We start from the raw sequence: 22,605 nt of genomic DNA, 5'->3' as shown, positions 1-22,605 counted from the left end.
GCTCCCGCGCGAGCGCTCAGGACGCCGCCGCCCACCAGTGCGCCAGGCTCAGCAGCGCGAACAGTTCGCGCTCGCGGTCCTGGCCCGCCAGGTGCTGCCGCCACAGCTGCTGCACGGTGGCGCGCTCCAGCACCTGGAAGTGCGGCGCTCCCGCGTCCAGCAGCACCGCCTCCACATGGGGGCGCCAGTCCTCGCGTATCCAGCGGCCGAAGGGGATGCGGAACCCCTTCTTGGGCCGGTGCACGATGGCCGCCGGCAGATAGCGCTCCGCCAGCGCCTTGTGCAGGATCTTGCCGCGCCGCCAGCCCAGGCGCCAGTCGCGCGGCAGGCTTTCGACGAAGTCCATCAGCGCGTGGTCCAGCATGGGCACGCGCGCCTCGACCGAATGCGCCATGGAGATCTTGTCGCCGTACAGCAGCAGGTTGTCGGCCAGGTTCAGGCGCAGGTCCAGCTGCAGCCAGCGTTCCACGTCGCCACGCGCGCGGGCGTCATCGCGCGCCAGCCAGGCCTGGGCCAGCGCCAGCAGCTGCGCCTCGGCGCCGGCCTGCGTTGCGCCACCGAGGCGCTGCCGCTGTGCCGCCGCGATCGGCGCACTGGCCTCCAGCCAGCGCCGCGCGACCTCGCTATGCGAGAGCCCGCGCAGCGCCCGCGCCAGGCCGCCGGCGCGCCCGCGCCCGCCCAGCGGCACCGCCAGCGCGGCGGCCGCGCCCCACAGCGCGGGCCAGGGCGCCACGCCAAACATCAGTTCGGCCTGGAACTTGCGGTAGCCGCCCCAGGGCTCGTCGCTGCCCTGGCCGGTCAGCACCACCGGCGCCCGGCGACGCGCCGCCTGCATCAGCAGGCTCATCGGCAGCACCGAGGGCGTTCCGAGCGGCTCTTCCACGTCGGCGCAGACGCGCGGCAGCAGCGCCAGCAGCTCGGCCGCGCTGGTGCGCAGCTCCTCGATCGGCAGCCCCAGCGTCGCCGCGGTGTGGCGCGCATCGGCCAGCTCGCACTCCGGAAATTCGGCGCCAAAGCCGATGCTGAGACAGGGCAGCGGGTGGCCTTCGTCGCGCGCCATCGCCGCCAGCAGCGCCGAGTCGATGCCGCCGGATAGCAGCAGCGCCACCGGCGTGTCCGCCAGCAGCTGGCGCTTCACGGCCTGGCGCAGCAGGGTCTCGTAGCGCGCCAGCGCCTCCTCGCGCGTGCCGGCAAAGGGCGGCGCCGCGTCGCCCAGCACGAAGCGCGAGCTCAGCGCCGGCCCACCCTGCCCCGGCAGGCTCAACCATTCGCCCGGCCCGACGCGGCGCACGCCCGCATGCAGGCACAGCGGCGCGGGCACGAAGAGCAGCGTCAGATAGGCGGCCAGGGCCTGCGCGTCGGGCGCGCCCGGGTGCGGCGCGAGCGCGCCGAGCGCCTTCAGCGCGCGCAACTCGGAACCGAAAACCAGCCCGCCGTCCCGCTGCGCCAGGTACAGCGGCTTGATGCCATGGCGGTCGCGCGCCAGGTGCAGGTCGCCGCTGGGCCCATGCCAGGCGGCGAACGCGAACATGCCGTTGAGCCGCGGCAGCGTCGCGGCCAGCCCCCAGTGGGCGATGGCCTCGACCAGGGTTTCGGTGTCGGAATGCCCGCGCCAGTCGGTCACACCCTGGGCCTGCAGCTCGCGGCGCAGGTCCAGGTGGTTGTAGATCTCGCCGTTGAACACCAGCCACCAGTGGCCGTCGCGCGAGGCCATGGGCTGCGCGCCGGCAGGGCTCAAGTCCTGGATCGCCAGCCGCGTGTGGCCCAGCAGCGCGGGGCGCCCGTCCGGTCCCTGCAGTCGCACCAGCCCGCGCCCGTCTGGACCGCGGTGGGCCAGCGATTGCAGCACCGTCTCGTCCATCGCCGGCAGCGCCGGCCCCACGGCTCCCAGAATGCCGCACATCGCTCAATGTCCTTCCTGCGTCGGGGCCGACTCGCCCGCGGTCGGCGCGCGCCAGCCCAGGCGCACATAGAGCGCACGCCACCGCGCCAGCACCGCCGCCGGCGCGTAGACCTGCTCGAAGCGCTGGCGTCCCTGGCGCGCCCGGCGCTCGGCGGCGGCCGGATCGCGCAGCAGGGCGTCCAGCGCGCCTGCCAGCGCCCGCGCATCACGCGGCGGCACCAGCAGGCCCTGTTCGCCGTCGGTGATCAGCTCCGGAATGCCGCCCACCGCGCTGGCCACCACCGGCGTGCCCTGGGCCAGCGCCTCCAGCACGCTGATCGGCTGGCCTTCGGCGCGGCTGGGCAGCACCAGGGCCGCCGCCTCGGCGAGCAGCCGGGTCTTGTCCGCGCCCGCCACCCAGCCCAGGACGTCCAGGCGATCCAACACGCCCAGGCGGGCCGCCAGCTCGCGCCAGGGCGCCGGGTCGCCGTCGCCGGCCAGCCACAGGCGCAGCCGTGGATGCGCAGGCGCCAGCAGGGCCAGCGCCGACAGCAGCTCGGGCAGGCCCTTGCCTTCGCTCAGCTGCCCCAGGAAGAGCAGCCGGTCCTGGCGCCGCGCCACCGGCTGCGCCAGCGGCGGCGATGGCTCGACCGTGTTGGGGATGAGGCAGACACCGGGCATGGGCAGGCCGGCGCTGTGCCGCCAGTCCTTCCAGCTCTCGGCCACCACCACCACCGCGCATGCGCCGCCCAGCAGGCGGCGTATCGCCGCCTGGCGGCGCGGCGGCTGCGCGGCGACGTAGTCGGCGAACTCGCCGCTGTGCAGATGCAGCAGATAGGGCAGCCCGAAGACCCGCAGCAGCCGGCACACCACGCGCTTGCGCAGGCAGCTGCCGCGGACGGACAGATGGACATGGGCGCCGACCCAGCGCCGGCCCAGCAGCCCGCCAAGCAGGCGCGCCAGCGCCCAGGCGAACAGCGGCAGCCGGAGCCAGCGGTCGCGGGTGTGCGTCTGCACCATCTCCAGCCCCTGCTCGCGGGCAAAGCCGCTGTGCCAGAAGAAGCGCACGACCGAGGCCACGCCGCCCTGCTCGCGGCCGCCGGTGCCGATCATCACGATGCGCTGGGTCATGGCTTCAGGTTTCGATCGTCAGGGTCAACAAACACCTGCAGCTCGGTGCGCAGCTGCAGCGCGCGCGCGCGCTGGCGCCAGCGCAGCACGGTGCAGGGCTCGCGCCGGCCATAGTGCGGCGAGCACCAGCCCAGCGGCGGCTCGTCGCCCTGGGCGTCGCGGCCGCTGACACGGTCGATGCGCGGCGCGTCGGCATCCTGCGCCTGCTCGGCCGTGATGCGCAGCTCGACACGCAGGCCATCGCGCTGCAGCCGCCATTGCGCGCCGTCCAACGCCCCGGACGGCCGCGGCCGCTCGGTCACCCGCCAGCGCGGCGAAACCTGCCAGTGCAGCGCCAGCTCGCGCGCATCGCGCCCCTGCAGCAGGTCCTGCACCACGAGGCGCCGGGCCGCAGGGTCGAAACTCAGGCAGCGCTCGTGCACGAAGCCGCCCGGCTGCGCCGCATAGCCGTGATGGCGGGCGCGCAGGGTCAGGCCGCCCGCGGCATCGCGCGTGCAGGCCAGCCGCTGCACCGGCAACTCGCGCAGCCACAGGAACGGCCCGCCCGAGGGCACCTGGTCGCGCCCGTCCACCTGCACGGTGTTGTGCGCCGCGGTGCCGCGGAAGGCGCGCCGCCAGGACGCGCCGTCGCCATAGCTGTCGCAGCCCGGGTCGATCAGCAGCGGCTCGCCGCCGACGGACAGCCACAGCGCCAGCGCATCCGCATGGCCGTGCGCGGCAATGCTCAGATAGCCCAGCGGCCCGACGTCCATGCCGCCCAGGATCTCGTCCGGCTGTCCGCGGCGGGCCGCGAACAGCTCGTGCCCGCCGTCGGGAAAGGACAGGCGAGGCGCGGGCGGCTGCGACGGGTGCGTCGGCAGGCCCTCGGCGATCAGCCAGGCGCCGCCGCCGTCGCCGGGCCAGCGCGCATCGGCGCATCCGAAGCGCCAGCCGCTGCGCGCCAGCGCGCCGCCGAACGCCGGTTGCGGCCGCGCCGCCTCACCGGGGTCCAGCGCCAGGATCTGGGTGCCGTCACCATCGCCCAGCTGCGGCAGCCACCCGCTGCGGTCGGCGAAGGCCGCCAGCGCCTCGCCCATGGCCCGCAGGCGCTGCACGAAGGCGGCGGACATGGGCGCTTGCTGCGCCTGCGCGCAGCGCTCCACCGCCAGCATCAGGTCGGCCACATAGGCCGCGTACGCCAGCGCCTGCTCGCGGCCAAAGCCGTCCGCACCGACCTGGCGGGGCAGTTCACGCTCCAGTTCGGCGCGCGCGCGTTCGCCCGCGCGGCGCAGTTCCGGCCAGCAGGGCCAGGTCTGCGCCGCGATGAAGATCCCGGCCAGCTCGGCCAGCAGATGGTTGTTGGCCGAGGAATGGCGCGAGGTGGCACGCGCCGTGCCCAGCGCCTGCCGCCGCACGGCCTGCAGCCAGCGCGCCCGCAGCGGGTTCTCCGCGCCCTCGGGCCCGGCGCCGAAGAGCGGGCCGCGTTCGCCATCGACCAGCTGCCAGACCTGGGCCCACTGGATCAGCCTCAGCGCGCACTCGAAGGGGCTGTGCAGCACGCCCGCCGCGCCACGCCGCCGCAGCGGCAGTCCCTGGTCCAGCCAGGACAGGATCTGCTCGCGCAGCCGCTCCAGCCACGCGGCATCGCCGCTGACGCGCCAGGCCTGGGCCAGGCGCACCCAGTGGGTGTGGCGGTTCAGCTCCCACAGCCATTTCAGGTCCACGCCGTCGGCATCGGGGCCATCGGCCCGCCGCCCCGTGCGCGGGCAGCGCAGCCATTGCATCGGCTGCGCCAGCTGCACCGGCAGCACGCCGAACAGCAAGACCTGACCCTCGGCGATGGCCTGCGCCGCGGCCAGCACGGCCGGCGCGCTCAGCGCCGACGCAGGCGGCTCGACCACCCAGCGCGTCGCCGCCGGCGCGCGGTCCGGGGCCTGCGGCGCCGGATCGGGCCGCAGCCGCCCCACCAGCAGCCGCCAGGCGCGAAAGCCCCATTCGGCCGGCCCCATGCGGCGCAGCCGCGCCCAGGCCCAGCGCCAGCGCGCCATGGCGGGTGCCCGCGCACGCGAAAGGCCGCGGCCGGCATCGCCGCTCTCCGCTGTGGGGCGGGACGCCACGCGGCGGGTCTGGATGCGCTCAGACATCGCCGTCGCCCTCCCCCGCCAGGCGCCGATAGACCGGCGCCACCAGCGCGGCCAGGCGCTCGTAGCCGCGGTGCGCGGCCACCCAGGGCGGTCCCTTGGCGGCCAGCTCCGCGGCCAGCGCCGGATCGTTCAGGATGCACGCGCAGGCCTGAGCGAACGGCCGGGCCTGCATGGGCACGCACAGCCCCGCGCCGCTGCGCTCCAGCACCAGGCGCTGGTCGGGGATGTCATTGCCCACGCAGGGCAGGCCCAGCGCCAGGTACTCCACCGCCTTGGTCGGCGACGAAACGTCGTAGAGCTCGCCGCGCGGCACCGGCGACAACCCCAGCTCGGCCTCGCGCAGCAGCGCCAGCGCCTCGGCCTGCGGCAGCCAGCCGGTGAGCCAGACCTGCTGGGCCAGCCCGCTGTCGGCGATGCAGCGGCGCAGCCAGTCCTGTTCGTCGGGGCTGGGCGCATCGCCGATCAGCAGCAGCAGCGGCGGCGGCTCGGAGGGCGGCAGCAGGCCATTCAGTTCGCGCAGCACCTCCAGCAGGAAGTCGCTCTGTCGCGCCGGGCCCATCACGCCCAGATAGGCCAGCACGCGCCGGCCCTGCAGCCGCGCCGGACGCTCGCCCGCGCCACGCGGGCTGGCCCGCAGCAGCGCGAGGTCCACGCCCATGGGCACGGCGGTCAGGCGCTCGCGCGCCACGCCCAGCTGCGCGACGGCCTCCAGCATGGCCTCGCTCTGCACGAAGACATGGTCGGCGCGCGGCAGCAGCAGGCGTTCGCAGGCCCAGCCGGCCAGCAGCGCGCGCAGCGCATGCGGCGCCGCGCGCCAGGGCCCGCGGGCGGCGCGCAGCTGGCGCGCGCGCACCCGGTAGCCGGCGGCGAACGGAAAGGACATCCAGTAGGCCAGGCGCCGCCCGGTCAGCCGCGCCACGCACAGCGCCAGCAGCCCGGTGCGGATCTTGTCGCGCACCTGGATCACGCGGTGTTCGCGGCGCAGCGCGCGCCGCATCCCGGCCAGGTCCTGCAGCGGGCGCAGCAGCTCGCCCCACAGACCCTTGCGCTCGCGCCCGGCCGGTTGCAGCTCGCCCGCGGGCCAGGCCCAGGGCGGCGCCGCCTGCGGCGAGATCTGGCCCACCAGATCGCTGTGCACCCCCAGGCGCGGCAGCTCCTGGCCGAACAGCACCCGCACGTCGGGGCGCTGCGGTGGCAGCGGGTCGTACATCAGGAAGAGCAGCTTCATGGCCGCGCCCCGCCGTCGACGGGCGGCCGGCCGCCGCGCCCCTTGCGCAGCCATCGCAGCGGCAGCAGCAGCGCGTCGCGGTACAGCGCGCCCAGATCGCGCAGCGAAGGCCACAGCGGCAGCAGCAGCAAACCCAGCAGCTGCGCGGCCAGCAGGGCCAGCGCCGCGCCCTCGCCGCCCCAGCGCGGCACCAGCCACAGCGCGCCAGCCAGGTTCAGCGCCAGCACCAGCAGCGACTTCATCAGCAGCGCGCGCTGCCGCCCGGTGGCCAGCAGATACTGGCTGACCGGCGCGTCGGCGAACACCGCGACCGCGGTCCAGACATGCAGCACCAGCACCGGCGCCGCGCCGCCATAGCGTGGGCCCAGCACGGCGCCCAGCAGCTGCGGCCCGACCAGGCTCAGCGCCACGCAGGGCAGCAGCGCCAGCGCCAGCATGCCGGCCAGGATGCGCGCCACGTTGGGGCGCAGGCGCTCGCGCAGGTCCGGGGCGTAGATGAAGCGCGGCGCCAGGGTCTGCAGGATGATGGGCGGCAGCACCCACCAGATCTCCGAGAAGCGCAGCGCCGCGCTGTACTGGCCGAGCGCGTCCATGCCGGCCAGCTGCCCCAGCACCAGCTGGTCCACGCGCGCGTTCAGCGACACCGCCAGCGCGCTGAGCAGCAGCGGCAGCCCGGTGAGCAGCATGCCGCGCGCATGCCGCGCATCCCAGCGCCAGTCGCGCCAGCGCTGCCCCGCGAGGCGATAGGCGGTGAGGATGAACAGGCACAGCAGCACCGACTCGGCCGCCACCGCCGCCACCAGCCCCGCCAGCCCCAGCCCCAGCAGCACGACGGCGACGCGCAGCAGCGCGCCCAGCGCCATCGACAGGTTCTTGCCCAGCGCCACCGGCCCGATGCGGGTGTGCGACGCGAACCACATCCAGATCCCGGCCGGCACCTCCGCGAACGGCACGCCCAGCGCCAGCAGCGCGAGCAGCAGCAGCATCTCGCCACGCAGCGCGCCGCTGGCCCAGCCCACGCCCAGCGCCAGCGCCACCGCCAGCAGCGAGCCCAGCAGGCGCAGCCCGAAGGCGCTGCCGAGGATGCGCGCCTCGTCCCCACGCTCGCGCACCAGGTCGCGCACCACGGTGTCGCCCACGCCCAGCCACGCGATCGCGTTGAACAGCCCCAGCCACGCCAGCAGGTAGTTGAAGCGGCCGAAGTCTTCCGGCCCCAGCACGCGCGCCAGCCACAGTCCCACGAAGAAGCCGGTGAACAGACGCAGCAGCTTCTCGCTGGCATGCCAGCCCAGGTTGCGCAGGATCTGCGCCCGGTCCGGGGTCGCGGTCTCGCTCACCGGCGGCCCTCCGGCCCGCGCCCCAGCCCCAGCCCCAGCCCCAGACGCCGGGCCGCCAGGCGCAGGTGCGCGCGCGGCCCCGGCGCGGCGGCGCGCCGCAGCGGGCTGGCGTAGAAGGCGCGCCAGGCCGCGCACTCGCCCTGGCGCAGCGCATGGTCGCAGATGGCCTCCCAGCGCTGGCCCACCGCGCGCGCCAGCGCCTGCGGCGCATAAAGGCCGCGCTGCGCGTTGTGCCGCAGCAGCATCAAGAGCCACTGCTCCAGCTCGGCCAGCAGCCCCGGCCGCGGCGGCAGGTGCAGCCATTCGACATGCCGATGCAGCGCCAGCGACGCCTCGTCCACCGCCAGCCCCAGCTCGGCGAGCTGGCGGCGGTTGATGCGGCCCAGCGCCTGGGCCAGCGCCTCGCGGTGGCGGCGCGTGACGCTGGCGGCATGCACCCGGCACTGGATCAGGCGCTGCGGCAGGTTGAGCAGGGCGTGGCGGGCGCTCATGCGCACATAGAGGTCGTAGTCCTCGGCCAGCGGCTGCTCGGGGTCGAAGCGCAGCGCGCGCAGCGGCTCGGCGCGTGCCATGAAGGCCGAGGTGTTGACGTAGGCATGCAGCAGCAGCTGGGCGCGGCAGTCCTGCGCGTCGCCGGGGCAGCGCCAGTCCGCGCCGCTGACCCGGCCGTCCGCGGCGATGGGCTGCACGTCGGCGCCAACACCGGCCACCTCGGCATGCCGCTGCAGATAGCGCCACTGCACGCCCAGGCGCTGGGGCAGCGCCAGGTCGTCGCTGTCCAGGAAGGCGATGAAGGGCGCGCGCGCCGCGTCGATGCCGCGGTTGCGGCTCAGCGGCAGGCCCAGGTTGGCGGGATTGACCAGCACGCGCACGCGCGCGTCGTCCACCGCCTGCGCGATGGCGCGCGAGTCGTCGCGGCTGCCGTCGTCGATCACCAGCAGCTCCCAGTCCGGGAAGTCCTGGGCGCGCAGACTGTCGATGGCCGCGGCCAGATAGGCCGCGCCGTCGAACACCGGCATCACGACGCTGACGCGCGGCGCGGGGCGTTCCGTCGCCGCCGTCATGGGCGCCGCATCCTCGCCAGCCGCCGCCGCAGGCGCAGCCACAGCCCGCTTTCCGATTCGACCCAGGAATGCGCCCAGCGGTGGATCGCATAGGCCTCGGGGAAGTCCTCGCCGGCGCGCTGCGGTTCGTCCCAGCCATAGGGGTAGAACCAGGCGCGCGGGAACAGCGTGAAATCGCCGGCCAGGCCCTGGTCCAGCAGCACCTGGGTGAACAGCCCCGGGCCGGTCTCCAGCGTCGGCAAGGTCAGTCCCACGCGACGCGGCATCGCGGCCAGGCAGCGCGCCATGTAGGGCGATCCGGGCTCACAGCCCAGGATGCCGATGGAGATGCTGCGGCCGTCCTCCGAGCACGCGAAGTGGCGCACGCCCTGGAGGATGGGCGCGATGCTGCGCCGGCATTCGAAATCGGTGTCCAGGTAGACGCCGCCGTGGCGCAGCAGAATCTCGTAGCGCAGGATGTCGGCCATCTGCGCATAGCTGCGCGCCTGCGACAGCAGATCGGCGCGGGTGGGCGTGAAGTCCAGGTTGTCCAGGTTCCAGAGCCGGTAGTCCCAGTCCGGGTGCAGCTTCAGCCAGCCGTCGCGGTAGGCGGCGAACTGCGGCGGCAGCGCGGGGCTCTCGCGATTGATCCAGATCTGGTGGAAGACCTTGGGAATGGGGCTCATGCGCGGGCTCCTGCCGAGACAGGCGGCTCAGGCGGCTTGACATCCCCTCCGCGAGGAGCCGGCCAAGCGTCGCCTTGGCCGGGGGGCCCGCGACGACACATCAAGACATGCCCCAGCAGGAAGGCGAGCAAGACCTGGCGCGCGGGCACGTCGATGGCGTCGCGGTTGTAGAAGGCGAGCGGCAGCTCCAGCAGCAGCATCACGCCCGCCGCTTCCAGCGTCGCGGCCTGCCAGGCCTGCCCGTCGCGCTCGCGCCGGCGCGCCAGGCGCAGCGCCACCAGCCCCGCGCTGGCGCAGACCAGCAATAAGGCGCCCAGCCCCGCCAGACCGGTGTCCCACAGCAGCGTGGACGCGGTGGAGGTGGTCAGCGTGAACGGGTATTTGCGCGTCAGCCCGCCCTGCCCCAGGGTCGCGCTTTCGCGGCTGGCGGCCGGCCCGTGGCCCAGCCAGGCGCGGTGGTCGTCCAGGTCGTTGTAGCGCGCCCACATCAGCAGCGCGCCCGAGCGCGACAGCTCGCGCGTGACCGGGTTGAACAGATAGGGATCGCTCTCGGCCTGGAAGGCATAGTCCAGCAAGCCTTCCACCGTGCGCGTGCGGTTCAGGGTCTCGGAATAGACCTGCTGGTAGACCCAGCCCACGGCGCCCAGCAGCAGCAGCACGCCCAGCAGCCCGGACAGCGCTCGCAGCGGATGGCGCAACAGCTCGCGGCGCAGCAGCAGCACCAGCCCGACCGGCAGCATCAGGAAGAAGATCTTCACCTCGGCCAGCGCGATGGTGGCCAGTCCGCTGAGCCAGACGGTCAGCAGCAGCCCGCGCCCGATCTGGCCGGCGCGGCGCAGCGCCAGCGCCAGCAGCAGGCCGAAGCCCACGCAGATCGCCATGCCGCCGCTGCCGCCGCCGCGCAGGAAGTTACCGCCAAAGGTGCCGACCACCGCATCCCAGCTGGCGCCGGGCAGCCGCGCGAAGACGAAGTGCTGCACCAGCGCGAAGGGCAGCTGCAGCGGCACCAGCCACAGGAAGAAGAGCCAGACGCGGCGCAGCGCTTCGGGCGCCACCAGGGTCTGCAGCATCAGCAGGGTCAGGAACCAAGGGAAGAGGTAGTTCTTGGCCGCCACCAGCAGCGGCAGCGGACCGACGCGGTTGACCACAGCCGACGCGGCGAAGACGAGCAGGAAGAGCAGCAGCAGCGCCCCAGGCGCGCTGGTGGGCAGGCGCACCGGTGCCGCCTGCGGCCGGAAGGCCTCCATCAGGCACTTCACCGAGATCAGCACCAGCAACAGATAGGGCAGCCAGACCGCCTGCGACACGCCGGCAAAAAAGGTCAGCTGACCGACGACCAGGAAGGACAGGCCCAGCAACGACCCAATCAGCGCCAGCGGGCTGAACAGGAACACCGCCAGCACCACGCCCAGCGCCAGAAACGCCGCCGGCACCAGCACGCCCAGCAGCGGCAGCGCGGCGCCGCACAGCAGCGCCAGCAACAGCCAGGCGCCGACCAGCAGCAGCCCGCTGCCGTCCTGCTTCGCCCACAGCGCGCGAAGCGACGCGGCGGCCGACGCGCCCTTCATCCGCCCTCCGCGCGCCCGAACAGCAGCTCGCGCACGGCGGGCTGCACATGGGCGTGCAGCGCGGCGGCGAACTCGGCCTGGCGCGCGTAGGCCGCGTCGGACTCGGGCGCCAGGCTGGAGATGCGCACCAGCATGCCGTCCGGGATCAGCCCCTGCAGCGCATAGCGCATCTGCAGCAGCTTGCGCTGCGAGCCGGTGGCTGCGACACGGTCGCCGACGACCACCCAGTAGGTGATGGGCTCGACACGCGCGCCCATGCGCGCCACCAGGCGGCGCACCGGCAACTGGCGGCCGGCCACGGCCAGCGTGGCCTGGTGCGCGCCGCTCATGCGAAAGCCCTGCGCCGGATAGCAGACCTCGGGCAGGTGCACGCCCCATTCGTCGCTCTGCTGTTCGACATAGGCCAGCGACAGCATCATGCGCTCGCCGTCCCCGTTGACATAGCTGCGCGACAGGGTCTGGCTGTACAGGGTCTGCAGCAGCGCGAGCTGGTCCGGACTCACCTGCAGCGGCACCGTGTGCGGGTCGGGCTGCCAGTCGCCCAGACGGCGCGGCACCAGCGTCTCCAGCATGCCCAGCGCACGCTGGCGCGCCAGCAGCCGCGTGGGCTTGAGCGCCACACCCAGCGCGGCGCTGGAGGCCATGGCCGTGGCGGCGATCAGCGCGACACGGCGACCGGGATTGCGCGGCGCCGTCATGCGCCCGCCTCCGCGCCACGGCGGCGGAACAGCGTGCGGCCCAGCAGTCCGTCGACCAGGATGGTCAGCGCCAGCGCCACCATGAACAGCACCAGGCCCGCGAAGTCATGCACGAAGCCCTGGCCCGCGGCATCGCCCAGGTGGTAGGTGACCAGCACCAGGATGACCACGCGCACGACGTTGGACAGGAAGCTGATCGGCACGATGAGCAGCGCCATCAGCGCGTTGCGCAGCCGCTCGGTGTGGCCCATCACATTGAGATAGAGCAGCCCCAGCGCCTCGACGGTGAACAGCGTGTGCAGCCCGGCGCAGGCATCGGCCACCAGCAGCTGGTAGCGGCCCACGTGCAGGATCACGCCGACGCGCGCGATCGGATAGCCCAGCGCATGCAGCAGCGCCTCCACCACCGCGGAAACGGCCATCTTCATCGGCTGCGTCAGCGCGTCCACCACCGCCCCCGGCAGCGGCACCAGGAAGAACACGAACAGGATGGGAAACCAGCAGGCCTTCAGCCCCGCGCGGCCGGTGAGCAGCAGCAGCAACGCGGCCAGCACCGGCATCAGCGAGCCGACCGCGAAGATGGTGATGCTTTGCGAGCGCCCCGCCACATAGAGCAGGCAGCCCAGCCCCAGCAGCAGCCACCCGACATACCGGCCGGCATCGGGCGCGAAGGCCGCGGCCAGCAGCTCGCGGCGGCGGTAGAACAGCCAGCCCACCAGCACCAGGATGATGGGCCCGTGCCCCTGCTCGTCGGAACGCCACAACCCGCCGGCCAGCTGCCAGAACAGCGGCCCGTACATCAGCACCAGCCCGGCGAGGGCCAGGCCGCCCGCCCAGACCAGATCCTGGCGCGCCGTGGGCGCGGCGCCCGGGTCCAACGCCGGACGGCCCGGCTCGGAGCCGGCGCCGGCCTGCGGAGGCAGCGATGCGGACGGGCGTGGCATGGGCGACGGCCGGGGCTAGAACTCGTTCAGCACCACGCCATGCAGCGTGGCCGGCGTGTTCTTCAGGCTGTCCGTCATCGCGCGCAGGCCGGCCACGCGGCTGCGGTCGCGCCGTGCCAGCGCCAGCGCGGCGCCGGCGCGCGCGGCGATCACCGCATAGTCGGCGCCATAGCTCGCGGCGGGCGTGTCGATCACGACATAGTCGAACTTGGCGCGCAGCTCGTTCATCAGCAGCCCGAACGCGGGCCGCTCCACCAGCTCGCTGGGATTGGGCGGACGCGTGCCCACCGGCAGCACAAAGAGGCTGGGCAGCTCGGGCACGGCGCGGATCACGCCGCTCTCCGGCCGCCCGGCGAGCACGCCCGACAGCCCCGAGGCGCCGTCCACGCCGCAGAGCTCGTGCTGGCGCGGGTTGCGCATGTCGGCATCCACCAGCAGCGTGCGCCCGCCCAGCTGGCTCAGCGCGGCGGCCAGGTTGGCGGCGAAGAAGCTCTTGCCATCGCCGCTGTCCGGGCTGATGACGGCCAGCGCCGGCCGCGGCGTGGCGCTGGCGAAGACGCGCATCATCAGCTGGCTGCGCAGCACACGGAAGGCCTCGGCCTGGGCGCTGAAGGGCTTGTGCGCCAGCACCAGCTCTTCCGAGCTACGCGCCTCGCTGCCGGCGGCATAGGGAAAGTGGAACTGCTGGCTCAGCGCCCAGACCACGTCCTCGTCGCGCACCAGACCCAGCGCGACCGCGGCCTCGCCGAAGCGCAGCCCGGTGGCGCGCTGGTGCGCCAGGATACGTTCGACGTCGTCCGGCTTGAGCTGGTTCGCCTCCGCAATGATGTGGCCGATGGACTGGCTGCCGCGCTCGGCGCCGACGCGTTCCGGGGTTTGGATCTCTTCGGTGCTGCTCATCGGGTTCAGACGGTCTTGCCGGCCGAGGAGGCCGCGGCGTTCAGGCGCGGCGCGGCACGTCCGGCCAGGCGGGCCAGCGGCGAGGCCGGGGAGGTGGCGCCAGGCGCGGGCAGACGGCCCAGCACCGGCAGGCCCAGCAGCGCCTCGATGTCCTGCGGCGCGCGCACGCGGCGGTCGCGCAGCTCCATCAGCAGCGTCGCCACGGTGGCCAGCAGCAGGCCCATGAACAGCGCCAGCGACGCGTTCAGCCCGACGCGCGGGAAGGCCGCCTGCAGCGGCGGCACCGCGGAATTGAGCAGGCTGACGTTGGTGGCCGTGGCCTGGCTTTCCAGCGAGCTCTGGCTGAGACGCTGGGTGATGTTGTCGTAGGCGCGCTGCGCGGTCTCGACGTCGCGCAGAATCATCATGCCCTCGTCGCGCACCTGCTTCATCTTCAACACCTTGGCGCGCTGCGCCTCCAGCTCGGCGCGGATCTGGGCCTCGCGCTGGCGGCTGATGCTGTTGCTGATGCCCACGCCGGCGGACAGCTGGCGCACCTCGACGTCCAGGCGACGGCGCAGCTCGGCGATGTTGGCCTTCAGCTCGATGACCTGCGGGTGCCCGTCGCCCAGGCGCGAGTTGAGCTCCTGCAGCTTGGCCTCCATCCGCGACAGGTCGCCGCGCAGGCCCGCCACCACCGGGTGGTTGCTGATCTCCTGCAGCTTGTCGGCCGAGCCGGCCGAGGCCTGGGCCTGGCGGCTGCTGGCATCCGCCGCGGCGGCCTGGATGGCCACCAGCTGCGAGCTGAGGTCGTTGAGGCGCTGGGTCTCGACGTCCATGCGTTCGTCCGTCATCACCACGCCGCTGTGCTGCTGGAAGGCGCTGAGCTTGCTCTGCGCCGCGCCCAGCGCGGCACGCGCATCGCGGGCGCGCGCCTCGAAGAAGCTGCTGTACTGCTTGGCCGGCTCCACGCGCAGCTCCAGCACCGTGTCGATGTAGGCCTGCGCGAAGGCGTTCGCCAACCCGGCGGCGAACTGCGGGTCGGCCGCCGTGTAGGCGATCTCGATCACGCTGGACTCGCGCGAGGGCTTGACGCTGAGTTCCTTCTGGAAGCGCTCCACCAGCCAGGTTTCCAGGTCGCCGCGCCCGCCGGTGTCGGCCATCCACTGCTGGCGCACCTGCGGCGCCTCCAGCAGCTTCAGGTTGCGCACCACGCGGCGCGCAACGCGCTCGCTCTGCACGATGTCGATCTGCGTCGCCATCACCGTGGGATTGGCCAGCGTGGGAAAGGCCGACAGCGGATCGGGCTTGACGTCCACCACCACGCTGGCCGATGCCGCGTAGCGCTTGGGCAGCCACAGCGTGACCGCCAGCGCCGGCAGCAGCACGGCCAGCAGCACGGCCAGGAACAGCCAGCGCCGCGCGAAGAGGATGGCCAGGAATTGCGCGAAGCTCATGAGGGGGTCCCGGTCAGAACAGGCTTTCCTTGACGTAGACCACGTCGCCGTCCTTCAGCAACTCGTCCATCGCCGGCTGCAGCACCTGCACCTTGCCTTCGGCGGTCTTGCGGTGCACGCGGATGCCGCGCTCGGTGCCGCGCTGGTTCAGCCCGCCGCCCGAGGCCAATCCCTGCAGCAGGGTCATGCCGCGCTCCAGGCGCATCGCGCCGGGCTTTTGCACCTCGCCATAGATGTAGATCATAGGGAAGCGGTCCACCCACAGCACGTCGCCGTTCTGCACCACGACGTCCTGGGTGCGCGCGCCGGGCGCGAACATGGCCGGCAGGTCGATCTCGGTGCGGAAAGGCTGGCCGTTGCGGGTGCCGGTCAGCACCAGCAGGTCGCCGCCGGTGGGCGCCACGCCGCCGGCCGTGGCCAGCAGGTCGGACAGCCGCGTGTCGGCCACCTCCAGCGGATAGCGGCCGGGCCGGTTGACCTGGCCCAGCACGCTGGCCTGGTTGCCACGCACCTGCAGCACCACGATGGTGACCTGGGGCTGCTTGACGAAGTTGCCGTTGCGCAGCCCGTCGGCGATCAGCGTCTCTGCCTGCCCCACGCCCAGGCCGCCAATGCGAATGCTGCCCAGCAGCGGAAAGGAGATGACGCCGGTTTCGGAGACACGGGTCTCCAGCAGCAGGTCGGGGTTCTGGTAGACGCTGATGCGGATCACGTCGCCGGCGCCCAGCCGGTACTCCGCCGCGGCGCCGCTGGCGGCCCCGACCGGGGTCGCCGCGCGCTGTTGCGCGAAGCCGGACACGGCGCCGACCAGCAGCGCCGCCGCGATCAACGCATGGCTGGCACGACCGAAGACGCGGCGCGAAGGATTGGCGAGCTTGCTCATTTCGCGCCCAGCCCCTTGGAGATCGCCGAAGCGTCCAGCCCGCTGGCCGCCGAGGCCGCCGCCGCATCGGCGGCCGGCGCGGAGGCCGCACCCGGCGCGGGCTGTGCGTACTTGCCGATGTATTCGATCTTGGCGGCGTCGCGCAGGGCCTTCATTTCCTTCTTCAGCAGCTCGGCGCGCGCCTGGTTGAAGAGGTATTGCTCGATCGCCGGCCGGGCCTGCTCCAGCGTCACCGGCTGCTGGCGCGAACCGGCGAGGTAAATGACCTGCATGCCGTTGGGCATGGGGTTGATCACCCAGTCGCCATCCTTCAGTCGGGCCAGCATGTCCAGGTTGGCCATGGGCACCTGCTCCGCCGCGCGCAGCGCCTGGCTGGCGCCGAAACGGATCTCGCTGGCCTTCAGGAACTCGGCCAGCTCGACCGGGTTCTTGAACTCTTTCAGGCGGCCGCGCAGCATCTCCACCTGCTCGGGCTTGGCCTCGATCTGCAGCTCCTGCAGGCTGTAGATGCGGCGCTCGCTGAACAGCGCCGGCTTGTCGTTGTAGTAGCGCTGGACCTCGTCGGCGCTGGGCTTGGCGGCGGCCTGCCCCAGCTTCTCGGCCAGCGCGCGGGCCAGGATCTCGCGCTTGGCGACCTCGATCTGCTCCAGGGTCTGCGGATCGCGATCCAGCTTCAGGTCCTGCGCCTTCTGCACCGCCAGCTCCTGGTCGATCAGGCGCTCCAGCGCCTGGCGGGCGGCGGCCTCGGTCTGCTCCGGCTTCAGGCCCGGCTGGCGCTGCAGCAGGAAGTTGATCTGGTGGACGGTGACCTCTTCCTTGTTCACCCGCGCCGCGGTCTGCGAGGCCGCGCCTTCCTTGCCACCGCCGCAGCCGGCCAGCGCCAGGGCCAGCAGCGCGACGGCCGCGCCGGCGGGGCGCCACGCGCCGCGGCGGACCGGTTCAAGGGAAGGCGGAATGGACCGGGCTGTCGTCTTCTCGTTCATGGCGATGACTTTCTGTTCGGGGTCGCGCCACGTGGCGCGGACCTGCCCTCTCTGCAGGCGCGTTCGAGTGTAGCGGCGCCCTGTCCTGGCTCGGAGGGGCTTGACGGCCGTCGGCGCGCGCGCAGTGACATATCCAACGCGAAAAAGCGCCCCAAGGCGCCTCACCCCCCGCATTCGCGGGAGGCAGAAACACCCAGGACGCCCATGGCAAACCGAGCCGGCACGGCCGCCGCGGGCGGGCTGCGCCCACCCGCCCCGTGCGGGTTCAGCAGCGGATGCCGACGTGCAGCGCGACGATGCCGGCGCTGAGGTTGTGCACGTCCACGTGGCCGAAGCCGGCCGTCTTCATCATGGCCTTCAGCTCGGGCTGCGACGGGTGCATGCGGATGGACTCCGCCAGGTAGCGGTAGCTGTCGGCATCGCCGGCGAAGAGCTGGCCCAGCTTGGGCAGGATGTTGAAGGAGTACCAGTCGTAGGGCTTCTTCAGCGGCTCGGCAACGCGCGAGAACTCCAGCACCAGCAGCCGGCCGCCCGGCTTGAGCACGCGCTGCATCTCGGCCAGCGCGCGGTCCTTGTGCGTCATGTTGCGCAGGCCGAAGGCCACGCAGACCAGGTCGAAGCTGCCGTCCTTGTAGGGCAGCGCCTCGGCGTCGCAGAGGTTGGTGGGCAGCACCAGGCCCTCGTCCAGCAGCCGGTCGCGGCCGGTGCTGAGCATGGCCTCGTTGATGTCGGTGTGCACCACCATGCCGGTCGGGCCCACCTTGCGCGCGAAGGCGCGCGCCATGTCGCCGGTGCCGCCGGCGATGTCCAGCACGCGCTGCCCGGGCTTGAGGTTGGCCACGGCCAGCGTGTAGGCCTTCCAGGCCCGGTGCATGCCCATGGACATCAGGTCGTTCATCAGGTCGTAGCGCGAGGCCACGGAGTCGAACACCCCGCGCACGCGGCGCGCCTTGTCCTGTTCGTCGACGGTCTCGAATCCGAAATGGGTACTGCTCATCGCTGCTCGCTTGTGAATCAGTGGTGATGGCCGCAGGAGCCGCCCTGGTCGCCGCCCGCCTTCTCCGGCATGGGCGCGTCGCGGTCCAGGCCGGCCGCGGCCAGCCGCGCCTCGTAGTCGCGCATCAGCGGGTCCTGGTCGCGGCCCAGGCGGTAAAGGTATTCCCAGGTGAACAGGCCGCTTTCGTGGCCATCGGAGAACAGCGGCTGCAGCGCATAGTGCCCGACCTGCTGGACGGCGACGATCTGCACGGTCCGCTTGCCGGTCTGCAGCACCTCCTGCCCCGGGCCATGGCCCTGCACCTCGGCCGACGGGCTCAGCACCCGCATCAGCTCGAAGGGGATGCGAAAGCGCGCACCGTCGCTGAACGCGATCTCCAGCTGCCGCGACTGCTGGTGCACGGTGATCTCGGTGGGATGGGGGGTGTCGGGAGTCAGGCCGGCCATAGGGTGCACAGTGTATCCCCGCCCCGGTGCGCCGGGCGCCGTCGCGGCGACACGCACTTCGTCGCGCGGACCGGCGTCCAGTCGCATGGCACGGGGTTGGCCGCGCCGCCGCGCCTAAGGTGAATCCCGGACCGGTCGCCACGGGGGCGGCCGGCGGAGCATGCGATCCGGGAGGCCCCGATGAACCGTCCCCATCCAACCCTGGTGCGGGCCGCAGCGCTGGGCCTGACCCTGCCCCTGCTCGCCGGCCTGTCCACCGCCGCACCCGATGACCGGTCCGACGGCGCGGATCCGCCCGCGCTGGACGTGCGTGCGACCTGCCCCGGGCTGGACCGCGCGCTGCAGGACCAGCTGGGCCCCTTCCATGACCGCCATCCGGCCGCCGGCGTGGTGCAGGTGTTCTTCCGGCTGGACGGCGATCGCATCAGCGAGATCCGCATACAGGGCCCGTTGCGCCACTACCGCGCCGCGATCCACCGCGCCGTGCGAGGACTGCAATGCCAGGGCCCGAGCGGCGGCAGGCTCTACCTGATGGAGCTGAGCTTCCGAATGCCGGACGACGGTACGCCGCCGCGGGCAGCCGGGCTCAGGTGAGCGCCGCCAGCGCCGCGCGGAGGCGCTCGTCCAGCCGCGGCAGGCTCGCGGCCAGCTGCTGCGCCAGCGCCGGGTCGGCCTCGCGCTGGCGCTCGCCCCAGATGGGGTTGGGAAAATGGCTGTCCGTGCGGAAACGCGCGATCAGGTGCCAGTGCAGGTGCGGCACCATGTTGCCCAGGCTGGCGAGGTTGATCTTGTCGGGGTGCAGCTCGCTGCGCATGGCCGCCTCGATCGCGGCCACGGCCTCCATGCAGTCGCGCCGCTCCTCGTGCGACAGCTCGCTGAACTCCGCGCGGTGTTCGGTCCAGACCAGCCGGTAGAAGGCCGGGAAGGCCGGCGTGTCCAGCGCGCGCAGCACGCGCCAGCGCGGACCGCGGTGGATGACGAGGTTGCCGTTCTCGAGGTCGGGGCCGGACGGTGGCGCGGACGCTGGCTGCCCCTGGCACAGCGGACAGGAGGGGGCGACAGGCTGGGCATTCATGGCGGCAGGGGCATGGCTAAGATGGCGCGACTCTAGCAAGCCCGCCATGCCATGACCCTGAGCCGCCGCACCCTCGTCTCCGCCCTGCCGCTGCTGGCCGCCGTGCGGCCCGCCGGCGCCGCCGACGCCTGGCCGTCCAAGCCCATACGCTGGGTCGTGGCCTATCCGGCCGGGGGCGGTTCGGACTTCCTCGCGCGCCAGCTCGCGCCGGCGCTGGGCCGGGCGCTGGGCCAGACCCTGGTGATCGACAACCGCCCCGGCGCCGCCGGCATCATCGGCAGCGACAACGCGGCCAAGTCGCCGGCCGACGGCTACACCCTGCTGACCGGCGACAACGGCGTGATGGTCTTCAACAGCGCGCTCTACAAGAAGCTGCCCTATGCGCCCTCGGACTTCGCGCCGGTGGGGCTGATGGCGCGCTTCCCGCTGCTGCTGGTGGTCAACCCCCACGCGGGCTTCAGCAGCGCGCGCCAGTGGCTGGAGGCGGTCAAGGCCAAGCCCGGCTTCTACAGCTATGCATCGCCGGGCATCGGCAGCCCGCATCATCTGGCGATGGAGCTGCTGAAGGAGCGCACCGGCAGCTTCATCGTCCACGTGCCCTACCGCGGCACCGCGTTCAGCACCCAGGACCTGATCGCCGGCATGCTGCCCATGGGCATTCTGGACACCGCCGCCGGCCTGCCCCATCTGCGCGCGGGCAAGCTCAAGGCGCTGGCCGTGCTGTCCTCGCGGCGCATCGCCGCGCTGCCCGACGTGCCCACCTTCGAGGAGCTGGGCATCAAGGGCGTGGAGGTGACGGCCTGGCAGGGCCTGTTCGTGCCGCGCGGCACGCCCGAGCCCATCATCACCCGGTTGTCCGGCGAAGTGCGCAAGGCCCTGGCCCAGCCGGAGCTGAAAGCCCGGCTGGAGGACTTCGGCCTGGAGCTGGTGCCCGGCGACCCGGCCGGGCTGGCGCGCTTCGTCGCGCAGGAAACCCAGGCCTGGCATGCGCTGATCAAGACGCGCGGCATCAGCGCCGACTGAGAAACGCCCCGGACGCGGCGCCGGATCCCATCCAGCGCGCCCCCGGGGCCCGGCCCTTACCAGCTGAGGTTCAGCGTGTAGTTCTGGCCCGTGCTGCCGCTGTAGTAGCGCACCTGGACGTAGTAGGTCTGTGTGGCGCCGCTGCTGTTGGCCTGGCTCACGCTGTCGGTCTGCCCGGCCGGCTTTTCCGACACCTTGATCGCCGTGCCCGCGCTGTTGCGCAGCGTCAGGTCATAGTCGGTCGTGCCATTGGGCATGCTCAGCACCGCGCTCAGCGTCTTGCCGGCGGGCAGGTTGACGCGGAAGTAGTCGGTGTCGGAGCTGCTGCCCAGCTGGGCCTTCAGCGCCTTGGGCGCGGCGACCAGGTTGGCCGTCGCCAGGCTGTCGTTGGGCTCCACCTCGTCCGGCGTGCTCGGGCCGCCCTGGATCGCCTGCACCGCCGCATAGGCGTCGACGATGCCGGCCCCGCAGCCGGTGCAGCTGCCGGGGAAGGTGCGCGCGGAACTCGTCAGCGCCTGCGCGATCTCGTCCGGCGTGGCCGTCGGCTTGACGCTGAACATCAGCGCCGCCACGCCCGCGACATGCGGTGCCGCCATGGACGTGCCCTGGTAGTAGGCATAGCTGTCGGCCCCCGGCGTGGTGGTGCCGGCGTTCAGCGTGGAGTAGATGCCGTTGCTGGCGGTGCTGCCCATCGCGCCGCCGGGCGCGGCCAGCGCCACCACGTTGCCATAGTTGGAGTACGGGGCGCGGGCGCCATAGCGGTCGGTCGCCGCGACGGTGATCACACCCGTGCAGTTGGCCGGCGTGAAGTTGGACGCGTTGGTGTTGGAATTGCCCGCCGCCACCACGACCACCGCGCCGCGTGAGCGCGCGCCGCTGACCGCCGCCTGCATGGTGCTGCCGCAGCTGCCGCCGCCGCCCAGCGACAGGTTGAGCACCTTGGCCGGCGTCGCATTGGCCGGCACACCGGACACCGTGCCGCCCGAGGCCCAGACCACGGCGTCGGAGATGTCCGACATATAGCCGCCGCAGCGCCCCAGCACGCGCACCGGCTGCACCTTGGCATTGAAGGCGATGCCGGCCACGCCCAGCGCGTTGTTGGTCTTGGCCGCGATGGTCCCGGCCACATGCGTGCCGTGCCAGCTGGAGTTGGACGGCGACGGGTCGGACGGGCAGTCGCCGGACGCCTGCCAGTCCCCCTCGTCCGCGGCATCGCCATCGCGGCCGTTGCCGTCGCGCGCCGTGGTGGCGTTGGTGATCATGTCGTAACCCGCGACGATCTGGCCGGACAGGTCGGCATGGGGCCGGTAGCCGGTGTCAATCACCGCGACCACGACGCCGCTGCCGGTGGCCAGGTCCCAGGCCTGCGGTGCGCGTATGCCACCGGTGGGTTCGGACAGGTCCCACTGCTTGCTGTAGTCGGTGTCGTTGGGCGTCAGCATCGCCTGCAGCAGCCGGTCCGGCTCCACGTATTCGATGGACGGGTCGGCGGCGCGTATCGCGTCGGCCAGCGCGGCCAGCTCGCGACTCCCCTGCGCGCGGTCCAGCTTGAACACATGGGCCCCTTGCCCGGTCTGGCGCAGCAGCTTGAGCCCGCGGCCGGAACCGCGCACCACCGCCTGCACCTGCGCGACACGCTCGGCCAGGGTCTGCTCGGGCAGCGCACGGGCGCGCTGCACCGACGCGCCGCCGGGCAGGCTCTGCAGCTCGCTGGCGTCGCGGTACTTGATGATCAGCTGGTCGGTGCGGACGTCGGCGGGCGTGTTCGCCAGAGGCCCGGGGTCGGTCACCGGGCCGCCGGCCAGCGCCGCCGGGGCGCCCAGGGCCAGCGCAGTGGCCAGCCAGAGAGGGGATCGTGGGATACGGATCATGAGCTTCTCTCCTGTCATGGACTGCCGCAAAGCGCGGCGATTGCCCCGCGACTGGGGTGGACGCCGTAGGGCCTCTGGCGGCGCATCAGGCTGCCGCCGCCCTCCCCTTTCAGGCGCGTGCCGGCCGTCGCTGGCGCGCACCCGAGGCCGGCCCATCAAGACCTGACCCCGAGAGGAGATGGGCGCAGTCTAGAAATCGTGGGCGCAACGCGAACGTCACCCTGCAAAACTTGGCAGGATGGGATAACCCGCAAGTGCCCTGGCGCGCAGCGGCGCCCGGGGCGGCGCTCCGAGGCGAACGCGGGTCGCGGCGATGGCGGCCCGCCGGGCGCCTCCGGGAAGACCCGGAGG

Annotated in this window: 20 protein-coding genes; 2 read left to right on the top strand and 18 right to left on the bottom strand. The window is 73.0% G+C overall.

The window, feature by feature from the left end:
- Window positions 1–16: 16 nt before the first annotated feature.
- From asnB to LZ017_RS09915, 16 genes are all read right to left on the bottom strand, one after another.
- Window positions 17–1,903, bottom strand: a complete 1,887-nt coding sequence (gene asnB, locus LZ017_RS09990; RefSeq protein WP_241396676.1) for an asparagine synthase (glutamine-hydrolyzing) — start codon at window positions 1,901–1,903, stop codon at window positions 17–19.
- Window positions 1,904–1,906: 3 nt separating this feature from the next.
- The gene (locus LZ017_RS09985; protein WP_241396675.1) at window positions 1,907–3,013 is read right to left on the bottom strand and encodes a glycosyltransferase family 4 protein; all 1,107 of its coding nucleotides are present in this window, start codon (window positions 3,011–3,013) and stop codon (window positions 1,907–1,909) included.
- Window positions 3,010–5,136 carry an alginate lyase family protein gene (locus tag LZ017_RS09980; protein WP_241396674.1) on the bottom strand — a complete coding sequence of 709 codons (2,127 nt, stop codon included), beginning with the start codon at window positions 5,134–5,136 and terminating at the stop codon, window positions 3,010–3,012. Before LZ017_RS09980 ends, LZ017_RS09985 begins: the two co-directional genes overlap by 4 nt.
- Window positions 5,129–6,364: a glycosyltransferase gene (locus LZ017_RS09975; RefSeq protein ID WP_241396673.1), complete on the bottom strand. Its 1,236-nt coding sequence runs from the start codon at window positions 6,362–6,364 to the stop codon at window positions 5,129–5,131. The genes LZ017_RS09980 and LZ017_RS09975 overlap by 8 nt, the downstream gene beginning before the upstream one ends.
- Window positions 6,361–7,701 (bottom strand): flippase, encoded by a 1,341-nt coding sequence (locus LZ017_RS09970; RefSeq protein WP_241396672.1) that lies wholly within the window; start codon window positions 7,699–7,701, stop codon window positions 6,361–6,363. Before LZ017_RS09970 ends, LZ017_RS09975 begins: the two co-directional genes overlap by 4 nt.
- Window positions 7,698–8,765: a glycosyltransferase family A protein gene (locus LZ017_RS09965; protein WP_241396671.1), complete on the bottom strand. Its 1,068-nt coding sequence runs from the start codon at window positions 8,763–8,765 to the stop codon at window positions 7,698–7,700. Before LZ017_RS09965 ends, LZ017_RS09970 begins: the two co-directional genes overlap by 4 nt.
- Window positions 8,762–9,430 (bottom strand): glycosyltransferase family 32 protein, encoded by a 669-nt coding sequence (locus LZ017_RS09960; protein WP_241396670.1) that lies wholly within the window; start codon window positions 9,428–9,430, stop codon window positions 8,762–8,764. The genes LZ017_RS09965 and LZ017_RS09960 overlap by 4 nt, the downstream gene beginning before the upstream one ends.
- Window positions 9,427–10,998 (bottom strand): hypothetical protein, encoded by a 1,572-nt coding sequence (locus tag LZ017_RS09955; RefSeq protein WP_241396669.1) that lies wholly within the window; start codon window positions 10,996–10,998, stop codon window positions 9,427–9,429. The genes LZ017_RS09960 and LZ017_RS09955 overlap by 4 nt, the downstream gene beginning before the upstream one ends.
- Entirely contained in the window at window positions 10,995–11,696 is a 702-nt protein-coding gene (epsI, locus tag LZ017_RS09950; RefSeq protein WP_241396668.1) for an exosortase-associated protein EpsI, B-type, read from the bottom strand. The genes LZ017_RS09955 and epsI overlap by 4 nt, the downstream gene beginning before the upstream one ends.
- The gene (gene xrtB / locus LZ017_RS09945; protein ID WP_241396667.1) at window positions 11,693–12,640 is read right to left on the bottom strand and encodes an exosortase B; all 948 of its coding nucleotides are present in this window, start codon (window positions 12,638–12,640) and stop codon (window positions 11,693–11,695) included. The genes epsI and xrtB overlap by 4 nt, the downstream gene beginning before the upstream one ends.
- Window positions 12,641–12,655: 15 nt before the next feature.
- Window positions 12,656–13,540, bottom strand: coding sequence for a tyrosine protein kinase (locus LZ017_RS09940; RefSeq protein ID WP_241396666.1), 885 nt, complete (start codon window positions 13,538–13,540; stop codon window positions 12,656–12,658).
- Between the two features lie 5 nt (window positions 13,541–13,545).
- The gene (epsF, locus tag LZ017_RS09935; protein WP_241396665.1) at window positions 13,546–14,976 is read right to left on the bottom strand and encodes a chain length determinant protein EpsF; all 1,431 of its coding nucleotides are present in this window, start codon (window positions 14,974–14,976) and stop codon (window positions 13,546–13,548) included.
- A gap of 13 nt (window positions 14,977–14,989) precedes the next feature.
- Complete coding sequence (gene epsE / locus LZ017_RS09930) at window positions 14,990–15,859, bottom strand: polysaccharide export protein EpsE (protein WP_241396664.1); 870 nt, start codon at window positions 15,857–15,859, stop codon at window positions 14,990–14,992.
- Window positions 15,856–16,842 (bottom strand): EpsD family peptidyl-prolyl cis-trans isomerase, encoded by a 987-nt coding sequence (locus LZ017_RS09925; protein ID WP_241396663.1) that lies wholly within the window; start codon window positions 16,840–16,842, stop codon window positions 15,856–15,858. Before LZ017_RS09925 ends, epsE begins: the two co-directional genes overlap by 4 nt.
- A gap of 265 nt (window positions 16,843–17,107) precedes the next feature.
- Window positions 17,108–17,839, bottom strand: a complete 732-nt coding sequence (ubiE, locus tag LZ017_RS09920) for a bifunctional demethylmenaquinone methyltransferase/2-methoxy-6-polyprenyl-1,4-benzoquinol methylase UbiE (protein WP_241396662.1) — start codon at window positions 17,837–17,839, stop codon at window positions 17,108–17,110.
- A 17-nt stretch (window positions 17,840–17,856) separates the two neighbouring features.
- Complete coding sequence (locus tag LZ017_RS09915; protein ID WP_241396661.1) at window positions 17,857–18,285, bottom strand: gamma-butyrobetaine hydroxylase-like domain-containing protein; 429 nt, start codon at window positions 18,283–18,285, stop codon at window positions 17,857–17,859.
- A 180-nt stretch (window positions 18,286–18,465) separates the two neighbouring features.
- Here LZ017_RS09915 and LZ017_RS09910 point away from each other — a divergent pair, with 180 nt between their 5' ends.
- A complete protein-coding gene (locus tag LZ017_RS09910) occupies window positions 18,466–18,879 on the top strand; it encodes a hypothetical protein (RefSeq protein ID WP_241396660.1) in 414 nt (137 codons plus the stop codon).
- On the opposite strand, the gene LZ017_RS09905 is transcribed toward LZ017_RS09910, so the two are convergent.
- The gene (locus LZ017_RS09905; RefSeq protein ID WP_241396659.1) at window positions 18,872–19,360 is read right to left on the bottom strand and encodes an HIT family protein; all 489 of its coding nucleotides are present in this window, start codon (window positions 19,358–19,360) and stop codon (window positions 18,872–18,874) included. The genes LZ017_RS09910 and LZ017_RS09905 overlap by 8 nt on opposite strands.
- Before the next feature lie 51 nt (window positions 19,361–19,411).
- Between LZ017_RS09905 and LZ017_RS09900 the strand changes: the two genes are divergently transcribed.
- A complete protein-coding gene (locus LZ017_RS09900) occupies window positions 19,412–20,383 on the top strand; it encodes a tripartite tricarboxylate transporter substrate binding protein (protein ID WP_241396658.1) in 972 nt (323 codons plus the stop codon).
- Between the two features lie 56 nt (window positions 20,384–20,439).
- Here the strand turns inward: LZ017_RS09900 and LZ017_RS09895 are convergent, their stop codons facing one another.
- Window positions 20,440–22,254: a S8 family peptidase gene (locus LZ017_RS09895; RefSeq protein WP_241396657.1), complete on the bottom strand. Its 1,815-nt coding sequence runs from the start codon at window positions 22,252–22,254 to the stop codon at window positions 20,440–20,442.
- Window positions 22,255–22,605: the final 351 nt, after the last annotated feature.

The sequence above is a fragment of the Pelomonas sp. CA6 genome, from assembly GCF_022549225.1.
Classification (GTDB): domain Bacteria; phylum Pseudomonadota; class Gammaproteobacteria; order Burkholderiales; family Burkholderiaceae_C; genus Roseateles.
Note: the sequence above shows the minus strand (reverse complement) of the source record. Positions and strands in the feature narration are given on the sequence as shown.

What these genes read in the sequence shown, in the direction of transcription:
- LZ017_RS09905 (WP_241396659.1), bottom strand. Translation starts at nt 19,360, where the DNA reads ATGAATGCCCAGCCTGTCGCCCCCTCCTGTCCGCTGTGCCAGGGGCAG.
- xrtB (WP_241396667.1), bottom strand. Translation starts at nt 12,640, where the DNA reads ATGCCACGCCCGTCCGCATCGCTGCCTCCGCAGGCCGGCGCCGGCTCC.
- LZ017_RS09960 (WP_241396670.1), bottom strand. Translation starts at nt 9,430, where the DNA reads ATGAGCCCCATTCCCAAGGTCTTCCACCAGATCTGGATCAATCGCGAG.
- epsF (WP_241396665.1), bottom strand. Translation starts at nt 14,976, where the DNA reads ATGAGCTTCGCGCAATTCCTGGCCATCCTCTTCGCGCGGCGCTGGCTG.
- LZ017_RS09915 (WP_241396661.1), bottom strand. Translation starts at nt 18,285, where the DNA reads ATGGCCGGCCTGACTCCCGACACCCCCCATCCCACCGAGATCACCGTG.
- LZ017_RS09985 (WP_241396675.1), bottom strand. Translation starts at nt 3,013, where the DNA reads ATGACCCAGCGCATCGTGATGATCGGCACCGGCGGCCGCGAGCAGGGC.
- LZ017_RS09895 (WP_241396657.1), bottom strand. Translation starts at nt 22,254, where the DNA reads ATGATCCGTATCCCACGATCCCCTCTCTGGCTGGCCACTGCGCTGGCC.
- epsE (WP_241396664.1), bottom strand. Translation starts at nt 15,859, where the DNA reads ATGAGCAAGCTCGCCAATCCTTCGCGCCGCGTCTTCGGTCGTGCCAGC.
- LZ017_RS09965 (WP_241396671.1), bottom strand. Translation starts at nt 8,765, where the DNA reads ATGACGGCGGCGACGGAACGCCCCGCGCCGCGCGTCAGCGTCGTGATG.
- ubiE (WP_241396662.1), bottom strand. Translation starts at nt 17,839, where the DNA reads ATGAGCAGTACCCATTTCGGATTCGAGACCGTCGACGAACAGGACAAG.
- LZ017_RS09900 (WP_241396658.1), top strand. Translation starts at nt 19,412, where the DNA reads ATGACCCTGAGCCGCCGCACCCTCGTCTCCGCCCTGCCGCTGCTGGCC.
- LZ017_RS09980 (WP_241396674.1), bottom strand. Translation starts at nt 5,136, where the DNA reads ATGTCTGAGCGCATCCAGACCCGCCGCGTGGCGTCCCGCCCCACAGCG.
- LZ017_RS09910 (WP_241396660.1), top strand. Translation starts at nt 18,466, where the DNA reads ATGAACCGTCCCCATCCAACCCTGGTGCGGGCCGCAGCGCTGGGCCTG.
- LZ017_RS09955 (WP_241396669.1), bottom strand. Translation starts at nt 10,998, where the DNA reads ATGAAGGGCGCGTCGGCCGCCGCGTCGCTTCGCGCGCTGTGGGCGAAG.
- LZ017_RS09975 (WP_241396673.1), bottom strand. Translation starts at nt 6,364, where the DNA reads ATGAAGCTGCTCTTCCTGATGTACGACCCGCTGCCACCGCAGCGCCCC.
- LZ017_RS09925 (WP_241396663.1), bottom strand. Translation starts at nt 16,842, where the DNA reads ATGAACGAGAAGACGACAGCCCGGTCCATTCCGCCTTCCCTTGAACCG.
- asnB (WP_241396676.1), bottom strand. Translation starts at nt 1,903, where the DNA reads ATGTGCGGCATTCTGGGAGCCGTGGGGCCGGCGCTGCCGGCGATGGAC.
- epsI (WP_241396668.1), bottom strand. Translation starts at nt 11,696, where the DNA reads ATGACGGCGCCGCGCAATCCCGGTCGCCGTGTCGCGCTGATCGCCGCC.
- LZ017_RS09940 (WP_241396666.1), bottom strand. Translation starts at nt 13,540, where the DNA reads ATGAGCAGCACCGAAGAGATCCAAACCCCGGAACGCGTCGGCGCCGAG.